13 protein-coding genes are annotated in these 15012 nt (G+C 42.2%); all 13 read left to right on the top strand.

Features of this window, described 5'->3' with window-relative positions; translation table 11 throughout:
- Positions 1-33: 33 nt before the first annotated feature.
- The 13 genes from MHB83_RS01250 to MHB83_RS01190 all read left to right on the top strand — a co-directional run bounded on the left by MHB83_RS01250 (position 34) and on the right by MHB83_RS01190 (position 14941).
- Positions 34-756: a response regulator transcription factor gene (locus MHB83_RS01250; protein ID WP_050944115.1), complete on the top strand. Its 723-nt coding sequence runs from the start codon at positions 34-36 to the stop codon at positions 754-756.
- A 3-nt stretch (positions 757-759) separates the two neighbouring features.
- Complete coding sequence (locus tag MHB83_RS01245) at positions 760-2514, top strand: HAMP domain-containing sensor histidine kinase (RefSeq protein WP_342496560.1); 1755 nt, start codon at positions 760-762, stop codon at positions 2512-2514.
- Positions 2515-2650: 136 nt separating this feature from the next.
- Complete coding sequence (uxaC, locus tag MHB83_RS01240) at positions 2651-4087, top strand: glucuronate isomerase (RefSeq protein WP_050944113.1); 1437 nt, start codon at positions 2651-2653, stop codon at positions 4085-4087.
- Between the two features lie 68 nt (positions 4088-4155).
- A complete protein-coding gene (locus tag MHB83_RS01235) occupies positions 4156-5166 on the top strand; it encodes a LacI family DNA-binding transcriptional regulator (protein ID WP_253622245.1) in 1011 nt (336 codons plus the stop codon).
- 59 nt (positions 5167-5225) lie between these two features.
- The gene (locus MHB83_RS01230; protein ID WP_342496559.1) at positions 5226-6683 is read left to right on the top strand and encodes a tagaturonate reductase; all 1458 of its coding nucleotides are present in this window, start codon (positions 5226-5228) and stop codon (positions 6681-6683) included.
- Positions 6680-8173 carry an altronate dehydratase family protein gene (locus MHB83_RS01225; RefSeq protein WP_226804035.1) on the top strand — a complete coding sequence of 498 codons (1494 nt, stop codon included), beginning with the start codon at positions 6680-6682 and terminating at the stop codon, positions 8171-8173. The genes MHB83_RS01230 and MHB83_RS01225 overlap by 4 nt, the downstream gene beginning before the upstream one ends.
- 20 nt (positions 8174-8193) lie before the next feature.
- Positions 8194-9585, top strand: a complete 1392-nt coding sequence (locus tag MHB83_RS01220) for a glycoside hydrolase family 28 protein (protein WP_137054416.1) — start codon at positions 8194-8196, stop codon at positions 9583-9585.
- 172 nt (positions 9586-9757) lie between these two features.
- On the top strand, positions 9758-10708 hold the full coding sequence (locus MHB83_RS01215) for an ABC transporter substrate-binding protein (protein ID WP_050944109.1): 951 nt from the start codon (positions 9758-9760) through the stop codon (positions 10706-10708).
- A complete protein-coding gene (locus tag MHB83_RS01210) occupies positions 10674-11732 on the top strand; it encodes an iron ABC transporter permease (protein WP_050944108.1) in 1059 nt (352 codons plus the stop codon). The genes MHB83_RS01215 and MHB83_RS01210 overlap by 35 nt, the downstream gene beginning before the upstream one ends.
- Entirely contained in the window at positions 11729-13009 is a 1281-nt protein-coding gene (locus tag MHB83_RS01205) for a heme ABC transporter ATP-binding protein (RefSeq protein ID WP_310025268.1), read from the top strand. The genes MHB83_RS01210 and MHB83_RS01205 overlap by 4 nt, the downstream gene beginning before the upstream one ends.
- A gap of 122 nt (positions 13010-13131) precedes the next feature.
- Positions 13132-13701 (top strand): cob(I)yrinic acid a,c-diamide adenosyltransferase, encoded by a 570-nt coding sequence (locus MHB83_RS01200; protein WP_106035605.1) that lies wholly within the window; start codon positions 13132-13134, stop codon positions 13699-13701.
- Positions 13702-13867: 166 nt separating this feature from the next.
- Entirely contained in the window at positions 13868-14260 is a 393-nt protein-coding gene (locus MHB83_RS01195) for a hypothetical protein (RefSeq protein WP_050944105.1), read from the top strand.
- Between the two features lie 15 nt (positions 14261-14275).
- On the top strand, positions 14276-14941 hold the full coding sequence (locus tag MHB83_RS01190; RefSeq protein ID WP_003213665.1) for a PspA/IM30 family protein: 666 nt from the start codon (positions 14276-14278) through the stop codon (positions 14939-14941).
- Positions 14942-15012 lie beyond the last annotated feature (71 nt).

The raw sequence follows: 15012 nt of genomic DNA, 5'->3' as shown, positions 1-15012 counted from the left end.
GTTAGAGATCATAGCTAGAAAGGAAAGAGATGCGTGGAAACAGCAAAAATATTGATTGCAGATGACGAAGAAGCAATTGTAAAAATGGTTGAACGCGTATTAAAAAAAGAAGGATTCAAGCATATTTATAAAGCCTACCATGCAGATGAAGCATTAGATGTTGTCAAAAACGAGGACATCCACCTTTTACTTCTAGATGTGATGATGCCCGGTAAGTCTGGTTTTGATGTTCTTCCTGAAATGAGAAAATATACGAAAGCGCCCATTTTCTATTTAACCGCAAGAACGTCTGATGTAGATAAACTGACCGGCTTTGCTCAAGGAGCAGATGATTACATCACAAAGCCATTTAACCCGCTAGAGCTAGTGGCTAGAATTAAGGCTCACTTAAACCGAACATATATCTCTTTAAAGGAAGACCACGATGAGGCTCAAAGTCAATACGAATATGCCCATTTCTCTTATCATCCTCATTCAGCCGAATTGAAAGTAAGAGGAGAGGTGACTGCATGCTCAGCTCAGCTGCTCTCCTTGCTGAAGTACTTTTGTGATCATCCGAATGTGGTTCTTTCAAAAGATCAAATCTATGAGAAAGTATGGGGCGTCCCATCATATGGTGATAACAACACCGTGATGGTTCATATCCGAAAGCTGAGAGAAAAGATCGAGCTAGATCCGAGTCAGCCAGAATATATTGTGACGATCCGTGGTATGGGCTATAAATTTATACCGCACCCAGCAAAGGTTCTTAAATAATTTATGAATCTACGAGCAAAACTCTTCTTTCACTTTGTCGGACAAATGTTTATTGTGATTGCCATTTTGATCATCGGAAATACGTTCTCTGATAATTTATATTTAAAAAAATACTACGAGAACATGGCTGAAACCGGTTTAACAAAAGCTGATGGAGATACACTCATGAGCTGGCTTTATTTTAATGAGGATGGAAAAATGGAAGCCGATGATCAGCTGAAACAAGCAGTGAGAAAACGAGACGGATGGCTGCAAGTCATTGATTCAAAAAAGGATAACGTCTATAGCTATCACCGCCCTAAGTCCATTCCAACTTCCTATCAAAAGGATGAAATGATCAAGATCTTTGAAAAAAGACAATTCAAAGATTACAAGATGTACTTCTGGCCCATTGAGATTGATCAAAAAAGCTTTATCGTGTTGTATGGGTTTAAAACAAACAGCACAAAGGTCGCCAATTATCTGAAGCAGCACGAGAAAGACTTGGCTGCATTATCTCAATATTCGGTTGAAACGAAAGAATTCTTGAAGAGAATGAATGGATCGGTGCATCTGTTCAATGATGAAGGGAAATATTTACAAGGTATTCGAGCCAATACCAATTTGAAACATGAGGTAACAGATGTTGAACTGCTCAAGTATCAATCAAAGCCTTGGGAGTTTAGAAGTGATCTGTCTTATATCAGAGTGAATAAAAACCTGTATATCATTATTTCTGTACCAAATAAAGTATACAGCCCAGATGGATTATACGATAAAGAAACAGACGCTTTAAATCAATATACGACCATCTTAATTGCAGGTCTTGCGATTACGATTATTATCGTCATGACATTATGGTACTCGTATCGCTATGGACTGCCGATCTATCACATTATCCGCTGGCTGATTTTCTTATCTAGAAATAAATTGCAGGAACCAACAAATAGAAAAGGAATTCCAATCAGTAAAAATAAAAAAGGTCGTATTAAGCGGGAATACCGATTATTTGAGGATATCCTAAAAACGATGGATCAGCTCACGCTTACATTAAAAGAGAATGAAGCAAACCGAAGAAAAATTCAAACCACAAGGGAAGAATGGATTGCAGGATTGTCTCATGATCTGAAAACACCTCTTAGTACGATTTACGGCTACGGGCTCATGCTTGAATCTGATCAATATCAATGGTCCAAGGAAGAAGTCATGGAAATGGGACAGGTGATTCGTGAGAAATCAGAATACATGTCGACCTTGATTGAAGATTTAAACCTCACGTATCGACTAAAAAATGGCGCATTGCCTATTAATCGAAAGCCTGTCGAGCTTGGTGAATTCTTAGCATCCATTATGGACGAGTTTTCAAGGAGCTCATTTTCAGAAGATTTCCCTTCCTCCTTCGAAGATCAAACTGATGGTGTCATGTTTGAGATCGACAAAGCCTGGTTCAGACGAGTGATTGAGAACCTGCTAGCGAATGCAGTCAAGCATAACCAAAAAGGAACTCATATTACAGCTACCTTATCTGAAACAAATGAGGAAGTTCGGATCGAAATGAAAGACAACGGATGCGGAATGGCACAAGAAACGGTCGATCACTTATTTAACCGCTACTATAGAGGGACAAATACGAACGATCCAACGAATGGAACAGGACTCGGGCTGGCGATTGCAAAAGAGCTTGTCCTGCTGCATGACGGTGATATTCAAGTGGAAAGTGAACAAGGTGCTGGAACAGCTATTGCGATTATCCTTAAAAAATCACCTCCTGTAAAATAGCCAAAAAACGATTTTCCTTTCAAAAGGAGATCGTTTTTTCCTGTTTTAGGATTGAAATCAACTTTGTAAACGATTACAATTAAATTGTTAACGTGAACAAAATAATTTCATACGATAAGAGGGATGGGGGAATTTGATGAAAGCCTTTTTAGATGAGCAGTTTTTACTAAACAGTCCAACGGCGGAAAAGTTATACCATGAGTTTGCAAAGGACCTTCCAATCATAGATTACCATTGTCATTTAAGTCCTAAAGACATCTATGAAAATAAAACCTTCCGAAATATCACCGAGGCATGGCTTTATGGAGATCATTACAAATGGCGTGCCATGAGAGCAAACGGCATCCCTGAAACGCACGTCACGGGGGATGCATCTGATGATGATAAATTTTTGGCGTGGGCAAAGACCGTCCCTATGACCATAGGAAATCCGCTCTATCACTGGACTCATCTAGAGCTGAGAAGGTATTTCGGAGTCGAAGACCTATTAAATGAAAAAAATGCAGACATCATTTGGCAGAAAGTCAATGAAAAGCTGCAAGGAGAGGGATTTGGGGCGAGAGACTTCATCATGAAATCAAACGTTGAAACCGTTGTCACAACAGATGATCCGGTCGATTCTCTTCAATATCATCAAAAACTGCGGGAAGAGGGATTCTCTGTACAAGTGCTTCCAGGGTTTCGACCTGATAAAGCACTCGATATAGCGAATGATCTGTTTGAAAAATATGTTCATGAGCTGGCAGAGGCTTCAGCTATCCCAATACAATCCTACCAAGACTTCTTACATGCCCTCCGTGCGAGAATTGATTTTTTTCATGATCACGGCTGCTTGATCTCAGATCATGCCATTAATGAAATGACATATGAAGAAACGACACAAGAAGAAGTGGAGACCATCTTTCATAAAAGAATGTCTGGTCATCCATTGACGGAAAAAGAGAAGATCAAATTTAAAACAGAGACATTCATTATGCTAGGTCAGGCTTACTGTGAGCGTGGCTGGGCAATGCAGCTTCATATCAATGCACTTAGAAACAACAATACGAAAATGTTTGAGAGGCTCGGACCAGATACGGGGTACGATGCGATGAATGACGAAGACATTGCAAAGCCGCTTTGCCGAATATTAGATCGTTTAGAACAAGAAGATGCATTGCCAAACACGATTCTTTATTCCTTAAATCCAAGGGACAATGTAGTGATATCAACATTGGCTGGAAGCTTTCAAGACGGGAAGACACCTGGGAAGATGCAGCACGGAACAGCCTGGTGGTTTAATGATACGAAGCAAGGAATGACAGAGCAGATGATGGCTCTTTCCAGTATCGGACTGATCAGCCGTTTTATCGGAATGCTAACAGATTCACGAAGCTTTTTGTCCTATACAAGGCATGAATATTTCCGAAGACTGCTTTGTGATATCATCGGGGATTGGGTAGAAAAAGGAGAAGTCCCCTACGACCTTGAGCTGTTAGGGGGCATTGTGAAAGGAATCAGCTATGAAAATGCCAAGCAATATTTTCAATTTGACCGGGCAAAGCAGCTCCATCATCAAAGTAAAATCACATGAGGAAAAAGGTAAGAAAATGAAAGCGGTTTTATGATAAGATGGAAAAAAATCATAAAAGGCGGAATAGCATGACAGTCACAATTAAAGACATAGCAAAATTGGCAAATGTCTCTCATACCACAGTATCAAGGGCTTTGAATAACAGTCCTTTTATTAAAGAGAAGACAAAACAAAAGATTTTGTCGATTGCAAAACAGCTGAACTATTCACCAAATGTCCATGCCAGAGGCCTTGTATCACAAAAATCGTTTACAATCGGTCTGTTTTTCACGAGTTTAACAGAAGGCACATCCTCAAGCTTCTTTGTGGATGCGTTAAAAGGCGTCAATAGCGTCATGACAGAGCATTACAATCTGTTTGTTAGGGGTATTGACGATTTTCACGATTACACAACCATTCATAAACAACGCTACGATGGCATTTTGCTGATGAGCCAAAGCGAGCACGATGAAGCGTTTATCCATCATGTCAAGAAACAGGGCATTCCAATCATTGTGCTGAATCGCCGTGTAGAAAGTAATGAAGTGATGAATATATTAGCAGATGATAGTCAAGGAGCATATCAGGCAGCGCACTATTTCATTCAGCAAGGCCATCAACAAATCGCCATCATTGAAGGAAAAGAAGGCTTTAAATCGACTCAGGAGAGAAAAGCTGGCTTTCTCCAAGCGTTAATTGATCACCATATTCCTATGAAAAAAGAATATATGATCACGGGTGACTACCATATGAAAAGCGGCTATGAATCAATGGAATCTCTGCTGACCCTTGATCATCCGCCAACAGCGCTTTTTTGCTCTAACGATGACATGGCCATTGGTGCGATGAATGCTTTATACGCAAAGGGCAAGACGTGTCCAGGCGATATCTCTATTATTGGTTTTGATGATATTGCATTTTCATCCTATACCACGCCTGCACTGACAACGGTGAAAAAGCCAATCGAAAAAATGTGTGCACTTGGAGCAGAAGCCATCTTATCCGTCATAAACGGTGAAGAGCAGGAAGAGGATCATATGGAAAAAATGTATGTCCACACAGAGCTGATGATCAGGGATTCAGTCAAAAAGGTGCAGTAATCAGCATCTTTTATAGAAGAATGTTCACGTGTGCATAAATTACAGAGAGGGGAATCCATTTGAAACGTTTATCAAAAGCCCTATACCCGGTGCCTGAGTATCCGGAAACGATTTTGCAGATTGGTGAAGGGAATTTTATGCGAGGCTTTATTAATTGGCACATCCAAAAGCTGAACGACTGCACAGATTTTAAAGGAAGAGCTGTTGTTGTACCCCCGAGAAAAGGATCTGTTGCAGCTTTAAATGAACAAGATGGCTTATACACATTATGTATACAGGGCTATCATGACCAGCAAGAAATGAATGAGCGGATGGTCATTCAATCGATCAGCAGAGGAATCAGTACGTATACGGATTATGATGTTTTTTTACAAGTAGCTGAAAACCCCGATCTCCGCTTTGTCTTCTCCAACACGACAGAGGCAGGGCTTATGTTCAGAAAGGCGGATCGCTTGGAGGATCGACCGCAAGCGAGTTTTCCAGGAAAGCTGACGGCGTTCCTATATCACAGGTTTAAAGCATTTGCTGGAGATGAACAAAAAGGGCTGATCATCCTTCCATGTGAACTGGTCGAACATAACGGTGATCGCTTGAAGGAATATGTGATAGACATGGCAACTAAGTGGGACCTGCCGCTTGCGTTTATCACATGGATCAAGGAAGCCAATACGTTTTGTAATACGCTTGTGGATCGGATTGTTCCTGGGTTTTCTAAGGAAGCAGCTGAAATTGTTCAAAAGGAAGAGGGATATATCGACGAGTTGCTTGTCACGGCAGAATACTATCACCTCTTTGTTATTGAAGCACCTGTCTTCGTACAAAAAGAGCTTCCCTTTCAAGAAGCAGGTTTAAATGTCCTTTTTGTAGAGGATATTGCGCCTTATCGCATGAGCAAGGTACGGATTTTAAACGGTGCCCATACAGCGATGGTGCCAATCGCTTACTCATGCGGGGTAGAAACTGTAAAAGAGGCTATGAATGATGAGGATGTTGGCCCGTTCATCCGGCGGATGCTGGAGGAGGAAATACTGCCAGGGCTTGAGCTCTCTCGAGATGAGCTTCTTCTTTATACACAATCGGTTTGGGATCGCTTTTGCAATCCATTTGTGAAGCATCAATTGCTGGATATTGCGCTCAATGGTGTATCTAAGTTTCGAACCCGTATTCTTCCGTCATTGTTTGATTATGTTGAGCAAAAGAAACAGCTGCCAATGAAACTCGTGTTTTCACTCAGCAGCCTCATTTATTTTTACAGAGCACAGGCAGAAAAGATAAAGGATGATGAGACTGTACTGGTATTCATGAAGGAAGCCTTTGAAGGAGAGAACCAATCTAATGAAGCGATCGCAGCTAAGATTCTATCATGTGAGTCATTATGGGGGAAAAATTTAACGGATATAAATGATTTGGTTCATGCTGTAGCTGATCAGCTTACCCTCATACAGGAGCAAGGAATGAGAGCGGCTGTTCAACGAATGCTGCAACATCAATATGAAAGTCAGGGGGAGAAGGCATGAAAGATTTTATTGTGATTCACCCTTCAGATAATGTCGGTATTGCTTTAAAAGTACTTGAACAAGGGGAGGAACTGCATTATCAAGATCATTCCGTTGTTTTAAAAGAGACCATCGCCAAAGGTCATAAGTTTGCATTGGCTGATATCAAGCAAAGAGAGAATATCATGAAATACGGTTACCCCATTGGGCATGCAACGACTGCCATTTCTGCTGGAGAATGGGTGCATACACATAACATCAAAACCAATCTATCAGGCAAGCTCGATTATGAATACGAGCCTTCATTTACAAATAACCCCTATGAAAAAACGAATCTTACATTTAAAGGATATAAACGAAAAAATGGGGAAAGCGGGATTCGCAATGAGCTTTGGATTGTCCCAACCGTTGGATGCGTAAATGGCATCGCCGATCAAATCATCCAAATATTCACCGCTGAAATGGGCGGAAGCATCCATCCGTTTGAAACAGCACTCGTATTAAAGCACAATTACGGATGTTCACAGCTTGGGGACGATCATGAGAATACAAAAATCATTTTACAAAATGCCGTGAAGCATCCCAATGCTGGAGGAGTGCTCGTCCTCGGACTTGGTTGTGAAAATAACGACATTGAAGATTTTCAGTCTACATTAGGTGAATATGACCATGAGAGAGTGAAATTTTTAAGAAGCCAAGAAGTAGGAGATGAGATTGAGGCGGGAGTCGCTTTACTCAAGGAAATTTATGAGGCAGCGAAAGAAGATCACCGTGAAGAAATCCCGTTATCTGAGCTGAAAATCGGCTTGAAGTGCGGGGGATCAGATGGATTCTCCGGCATTACCGCAAATCCGCTTTTAGGAAGGCTGTCCGATTTTATTGTTGCTCAAGGCGGCACGACAGTGTTAACAGAAGTGCCCGAAATGTTTGGAGCAGAAACGATTTTAATGGAGAGAGCGGAATCAGAAGCGACTTTCGACAATATTGTGCAAATGATCAATGACTTTAAACAATACTTCATGGATCATCGACAGCCAGTATATGAAAATCCTTCCCCGGGAAATAAAGCAGGTGGAATTTCGACATTAGAGGATAAATCTCTCGGTTGTACACAAAAAGCAGGAACTTCTGACATTCAAGATGTATTGAAATATGGGGAATTGCTGAAGCGAAAGGGTCTAAATTTATTAAGTGCACCGGGAAATGATTTGGTTGCTTCATCTGCTCTTGCCGCTTCTGGCTGTCAGTTGGTTCTTTTTACTACAGGCAGAGGGACACCATTCGGCACGTTTGTCCCAACAATGAAGGTCTCGACGAATACAGCCTTATATGAAACAAAAAAGCACTGGATTGACTTTAATGCGGGAGAACTGCTTGAAGATGTACCAGAAGATATTGTGTTAGAAAAATTTATTTCAACTGTCATTGATGTGGCGAGCGGGAAGCTATTAAATCATGAAAAAAACAATTTTAGAGAGCTGGCTATTTTCAAAACAGGTGTCACACTTTAAGGCGACTGGGGGATGAGAATGTGTCTAGAAAACGGGATTTGATGTATATCACAGCAGGAACGGTACTCACAGGAATCGGACTCACTCGTTTAGCAAGGCAAGGGAAGAAAGACAAAGAAGCAAACGGAATCGATCAGGTGTTAAAGCAGATAAAAGCACCGCTGTTCCCTGATCGTGAATTTAATGTGGTTCATTATGGGGCAGATGCAAAAGGAACCGAGCTTTCAACAGATGCTATCCAGTCTGCCATTAATGATGCGCACCGTTTGAAAGGGGGACGTGTGCTGATTCCAGAAGGGACGTTTGTGACAGGTGCGCTAGAATTGAAGAGTCATGTAGAGCTGCATTTGCATGAGAAAGCGTATGTGGCATTCAGCCAAAACCCAAAGGATTATTTGCCGCTTGTACTGACAAGATATGAAGGGGTTGAGCTTTATAATTATTCACCTCTCATTTATGCACACCATGCAGAAAACATCGCCATTACAGGAGCTGGAACGCTTGATGGCAGAGGAGATGAGCATCATTGGTGGCCTTGGAAATATGGCACGAATGGCCAGCCTTCTCAAGATCGGGATCGTCAGCTTCTATTTGACATGGCTGAAAAGAGAATACCAGTAGAAGAAAGAGTGTTTGGAGAAGGCCATTATTTAAGATCAAGCTTTATCCAGCCCTACCAATGTCAGCAAGTTCTTATAGAGGGAGTGACAGTGAAGGATTCACCGATGTGGCAAATTCACCCTGTACTAAGTGAACATGTGATTGTCCGTGGAGTCCATATTATCGGTCATGGACCAAACACAGATGGTGTCAATCCGGAGTCTTGCCGGAATGTGCTCATTGAAGATTGTTATTTTGATAATGGCGACGATTGTATTGCCATCAAATCTGGAAGGAACGAGGACGGACGGAGAATAGGGATTCCATCTGAGAACATTGTCATTCGTAGAAATGAGATGCGTGATGGACACGGCGGAGTGACGATTGGGAGTGAAATCTCTGGAGGGGTAAGGTATATCTATGCAGAGAATAATGTCATGGATAGTCCGAACCTTGACCGGGCACTGCGGATTAAAACCAACTCTGTCAGAGGCGGTACCATTGAACATATTTACTTTAAAAACAACACAGTCAAAAGCCTAAAGCATGAAGTGGTCTGTATCGACATGATGTATGAGGAAGGAGATGCGGGTCCACATCGTCCTGTTGTACGTCATATTCAAGTGGAAGGACTGAAAAGCAGCGGCGGACGATATGGTGTGAAAATAGCCGCCTACTCACATTCCCCCGTGACAAACTTCAACATGAAAAATTGTGTCATAGATCATGTGACGTATCCACTTTCTTTGGAGCATGCAGTAGCGCCTTCTTTTCAGAAAGTCGTCATCAATGGGGAACAAATTAATAAATAGATGGGCGGAAAACAGTCTTTTTAGAGGCTGTTTTTCTGTTATCAGAACGAAAAAGACGCTTTTAGAAATCACATATACAACCTAACTGCACTGTAGTATAATATTCCCGAAATTAGAAAAGAATTGACGGAAGAGCTTTCGTCAAGCAGTACATAAATCAGGGGGTTCATTCATGAAAAAGTTAACGGCCATTTGGCTATCGCTATTGCTTGTGATGGGTGTTTTAGCAGGATGTGCAGGTGCTGAAACAGACCATAAAGCAAAGAGTTCACAAAATAACGAAACAGCGGCTGCGGCATTTCCTGTCTCGATTAAAGATGCAGCTGGTAAAACAGTCGAAATCAAAGAACAGCCTAAACGTATTGTCTCATTAATTCCAAGTAATACAGAGGTTGCCTATGCGCTTGGTCTTGGAGATAAAATGGTTGGACGATCTGATTTTGACAATTATCCAAAGGAAGTTGAAAAGGTAGAGAAGATTGGCGGACTTGAATTCAATGTCGAGAAGGTGATTTCCTTAAAGCCTGATCTTGTACTAGCTCATGCCTCGCAGCTGGGATCAAAAGAGGGATTTAAACAGCTAGAGGATGCAGGAATTCAAGTACTGACTGTAAATGATGCCACTTCCTTTAAGGATGTGTACAAATCGATCAATACGATCGGTGAAGCAACAGGTGCAAAAGAAGCATCAACAAAGCTTGTAGACGAGATGAAAGCAAAATTGAATCACATCAAGAAACAAGCAGAGGCGATCTCGAAAGACAAACAAAAAACAGTCTTTGTTGAAGTTTCAGGTACGCCTGAAATTTATACAACAGGTACTCATACATTTATGGATGAAATGCTTTCTGTTATCCATGCGAAAAATGCTGCTGGTGATCAAACTGGCTGGGTGCAAATGACAGAAGAATCGATTATCAAACGAAACCCTGACGTAATCGTCACAATTGATGGTTCCAGCTTAGCTGATCTGAAAAAGAGAGACGGCTGGAATGCGATCAAAGCAGTGAAGGAAAAACAAGTCTTTCAATTGAATACGGATCTCGCATCAAGACCGGGGCCGCGATTGGTTGAAGGAGTCGAGGCTCTTGCGAAAAGCATCTATCCTGACACGTTCAAATAAATTCATCATCGCATACACACTAAGTGCTTTACTTCTTGTGATGAGCATTGGAATGGGAATCTCCTTTGGAAGCTTAGGGATTCCCATTCCTTCTATTCTCCGTATATTTGTTCATGAACTATTCGGTGTGCAGATAGGCACAATAGATTCAATTGATCGCAATATTATGATGAATATCCGGCTGCCGAGAGTGATATTAGCGGCATTAGTCGGAGCAGCGCTGGCGTTATCTGGTGCAGCCTTTCAAGGTTTATTAAAAAATCCTCTTGCTGACCCATATACACTTGGTGTATCACAAGGGGCATCAGTTGGAGCCGTCGCGACCCTATTTTTCAGTTTGCAGCTCCCTTTGCTCGGCAGTTTCACACTGCCTTTTTTCAGTATGACAACAGCGCTTGTGACCCTATGTCTCGTCCTCTTTTTTGCGCGTCTTGTCCATCGGGGGATGAGCATCTCCTCTTTAATTTTAACAGGGGTGATTTTCAGTTCTTTTTTGGGAGCGCTTATATCATTGATGATTGCCTTAACGGGTGATGATTTAAAAGAGATTATTCATTGGCTTCTTGGGAGTGTGTCCATGAGGGGCTGGCGCTATATTGTGCTTTTCCTTCCTTTCTTTCTGATTGGGACCTTTGCATTAATGCTGATGGGGCGAGATTTGAATGTCATGACGTATGGCGAGGAGAAGGCAAAGCTATTAGGTGTACATGTGAAAAGGAGCAAATATATCGTGCTGCTTGCTGGATCGATTCTGACTGGTAGTGCAGTAGCAGTGTCAGGGACAATTGGGTTTGTGGGACTTGTGATTCCGCATTTTATTCGCCTCTTAGCGATCACAGACCACCGGCACCTCCTGCCTTTGTCTATGCTGAATGGCGCTTCCTTTCTCGTTTTAGCAGACGTGTTATCACGTACGATCATTGAGCCGACTGAATTACCGATCGGCATCATCACAGCGTTAATTGGTGCCCCTGTATTCGGCATCATCCTCATCCGTAAATACAGAGGAGGGACGCATCTATGATTCAAGTGAAGGAAATCAAAGGTGGATATGGAGAGAAAGAGGTCATACGTGGCATCAGTTTTGAGGTAAATCAAGGGGAATTTCTCGGTATACTTGGTCCAAATGGAAGCGGGAAGTCGACCTTGCTTAAAATGATCTCTGGGTTGCTGGAACCTGATAGTGGTGAAGTACGCCTGAGCGGTCAACTGATTCAATCCTATCGTCCAAAGGCGCTTGCGCAAAAAATGGCTGTTCTACCGCAGAAAACGGACCAAGCCTTCTCATTTACAGTGGAAGAAACGGTTCAATTCGGTCGTTATCCATATCAAAAAGGATGGCTACAATCTGTTACCCAAGAGGATATGCGAATCGTAAACAAAGTAATGGAACAAACGGATGTTGCACAGTTTAAGAATCAATCTATTCATGAGCTAAGCGGGGGAGAACAGCAGCGTGTGTACTTGGCACAGGCATTAGCCCAGCAGCCTGAATATTTATTGCTGGATGAACCAACCAGTTTTCTTGATTTGGCCTATCAAAAGGATTTGCTTGATTTAATTAAAGAAGAGACCACTTCCTCTAGGCTAACGGTGATCGGTGTGTTTCATGATGTGAACATCGCCAGTTTGTATTGTGACCGGCTGCTGCTGCTTGATGAAGGAAAGACGGAAATAGTAGGGCTGCCGCATCACGTCTTGACGCCTGAGCGAATCAACCGTGTGTATGAAACAGATGTAACACCGCTCCAACACCCGCGAAGGGCAAATCCTCAGCTGATCATTGAACCTGCGGGGGCTTCTGTAGCATCAAATGCAAAGTTAGCGGATGGGTGGAAAACGTATGGAGGAGAAGGAATGACGTTTTCCCTCAAACAGCCGCTCCGCATCCTTTCCTCACATCAGAAAAAGGGCGGCTTCTTTTGGAAAAGGTCTCTCGGAACGGGAAGTGACATGCTTCGTGACGAGTTGGATGATCGTGAGGGACTATTGTTTTATAACCTAACGAGTGGACCAAAACAATTTGCTGCTGAAGACACAGACGACGACATGGTGCTTTACGGTATGCGTCATCAAGAAGAGCTGACCATTTGGCTTGTATTGAAAGAGTCTATATCAGACGGATCGTCTGTTCAGCTTATGGGGCAGCTTGTCCACATGATAAAACAGGAGACGAGCATGTCCATTCATCATCTTTGTATCACTGCTACGGGTATGCAGGAAACAGAAGGTGATGAGCATTTACACGAAAGATTAAAGCAGAAAGTGCACCTTCTTCTTTATTCATTGAATGCCATTTAAAAGTGAACCAAATGGTTCGCTTTTTGTTTATGATGCGATCACAGTACTTTAGTTAAACAAATACATCCTTTTCACTTCAGGTTATACTAAAAGGACAAAGCAAAAGAAAAGGAGGAACACCAATGAAACTTTATACAAAAACAGGGGATCAAGGTCAAACAGGCTTGATCGGCGGGAGAGCCGATAAGGATGATGTGAGAGTAGAGGCGTACGGCACGTTAGATGAGGCGAATAGCTTCATTGGACTCGCACATGCACATTTACGTCAGCATGGCGAATCGTTTCAAGACATTTTGTCAGAGCTGATTGTGATACAGCACGAGCTGTTTGACTGCGGCGGTGATTTGGCAGCAGTCAAACCACCGAAAGAAGGTAAATTAACTGAAGCGTCTGTAGCAGTCCTTGAGCAAAGAATGGATGTCTATGTAGAAGAAGCCGCGCCTCTCACGAAGTTTATTTTACCGGGCGGTCAGGAAGGTGCAGCTCTCTTACATGTGGCGCGGACAGTCGTCAGAAGAGCAGAGCGGCATATGGTGACGCTTGCGAAGCAGGAGGAGATTCCAGCAGTTGCGCTCACTTATGTAAACCGGCTCTCTGACTATTTATTTGCAGCCGCCCGAATCGTGAATCATCGGCTCGGTGAAGCGGATGTTGAATATGAACGAAGTGCAAACGTATTTCGGTCTAAATAAAGGAAAGCACTCTTCAAATGAGAAGAGTGCTTTTTTATTGGGTTCTACCGCTCAGTCTGAGCGAAGTTACGACTCTGGTCGCAATGAAAGATCAATCTGCGACACGTTTTGCCAGCTTTCTTTTTTGACTATAGTAAAAGCAAGGAGAAAGAAAGGAGGCATGAAGATGAAAATAACAAGTAAAACCATCATCGGTTCGATTTTAATGTTTGTCGGTCTATCCATCTTCTTCGGTGGCTCACTAGGAGGACTGATCCCAATTCTGATTGGGGCGTGGCTCATCTATGTAGGTGTAAAGAAATATGAAAAAGGCAGTAAAACCTTCGGCGTCATTCTAGCAGTCATTGGTGTCATGATCGTTGTGCAAGCTCTTCCATTTATCCTTGGAATCGCACTAGCTGGGTGGCTTCTCTACTTCGGCTGGACGATGATCAATGGTAAACAGGCAAAAGAATCATCAAGTAGATCATATATGGAGCCAAACACGTCACCGAAAATGGAAGAACCTATGCACACGTCATTTGATCAAGAATGGGAAGACTTTTTAAAGAAAAAATAAGAGGAGGAAATTCAAATGGTATTCAGAAGAATGAGAGATATGTTTGTTGCAACGGTCAATGAGGGCTTAGATAAAATGGAGAATCCACGTGTCATGCTGAATCAGTACGTTCGTGATATGGAGGACGATATTGCCAAAGCGAAACATGCGATCATCAAACAGCAAACGATTCAACAAGGCTTCCTGCGCAAAGCAGAAGAGACGGAAGCATTTGCTGATAAAAGAAAGAAGCAGGCTGAGCTGGCATTTCATGCAGGAGAAGAAGAATTAGCACGAAAAGCGCTCACAGAAATGAAGTATTTTGAAGAAAAGCATCAGGAATATCAGGAAGCTTATCAGCAATCTGTGAAACAATTAAAAGAGCTGAAAGAGCAATTGCAACAGTTAGAAACGAAGCTGCGTGATATTAAAGACAAGAAGCAGGCACTCATAGCAAGAGCAAATGCCGCACAGGCAAAGCAGCATATGAACGAATCTATGAATAAAGTAGATAGTGAAAGTGCATATAAAGAATTTCTTCGAATGGAGAACCGTATCGAAGAAATGGAGACAAAAGCGGGCAGCTATACACAATTTGAGGATCAAGGAGCATATGCTCATCTAGACTATGCTGATGAGGTTGAAAAAGAATGGCAGAAGCTCAAGCTGGAGAAGAAGCCTGAGCAGCAGCAAGCAAACTAAGAAATCAATGGCAGATCGGAAGAAAAGCAGGATTTTTCTTCCGATATTTGATTTCTTTCTGTTTCGCTTTT

The sequence above is a fragment of the Bacillus sp. FSL K6-3149 genome (assembly GCF_038630515.1).
In the GTDB taxonomy this organism is placed as follows: Bacteria; Bacillota; Bacilli; order Bacillales; family Bacillaceae; genus Bacillus; species Bacillus pumilus.
Note: the sequence above shows the minus strand (reverse complement) of the source record. Positions and strands in the feature narration are given on the sequence as shown.

What these genes read in the sequence shown, in the direction of transcription:
- MHB83_RS01245 (WP_342496560.1), top strand. Translation starts at nt 760, where the DNA reads ATGAATCTACGAGCAAAACTCTTCTTTCACTTTGTCGGACAAATGTTT.
- uxaC (WP_050944113.1), top strand. Translation starts at nt 2,651, where the DNA reads ATGAAAGCCTTTTTAGATGAGCAGTTTTTACTAAACAGTCCAACGGCG.
- MHB83_RS01235 (WP_253622245.1), top strand. Translation starts at nt 4,156, where the DNA reads ATGACAGTCACAATTAAAGACATAGCAAAATTGGCAAATGTCTCTCAT.
- MHB83_RS01225 (WP_226804035.1), top strand. Translation starts at nt 6,680, where the DNA reads ATGAAAGATTTTATTGTGATTCACCCTTCAGATAATGTCGGTATTGCT.
- MHB83_RS01215 (WP_050944109.1), top strand. Translation starts at nt 9,758, where the DNA reads ATGAAAAAGTTAACGGCCATTTGGCTATCGCTATTGCTTGTGATGGGT.
- MHB83_RS01205 (WP_310025268.1), top strand. Translation starts at nt 11,729, where the DNA reads ATGATTCAAGTGAAGGAAATCAAAGGTGGATATGGAGAGAAAGAGGTC.
- MHB83_RS01200 (WP_106035605.1), top strand. Translation starts at nt 13,132, where the DNA reads ATGAAACTTTATACAAAAACAGGGGATCAAGGTCAAACAGGCTTGATC.
- MHB83_RS01195 (WP_050944105.1), top strand. Translation starts at nt 13,868, where the DNA reads ATGAAAATAACAAGTAAAACCATCATCGGTTCGATTTTAATGTTTGTC.
- MHB83_RS01190 (WP_003213665.1), top strand. Translation starts at nt 14,276, where the DNA reads ATGGTATTCAGAAGAATGAGAGATATGTTTGTTGCAACGGTCAATGAG.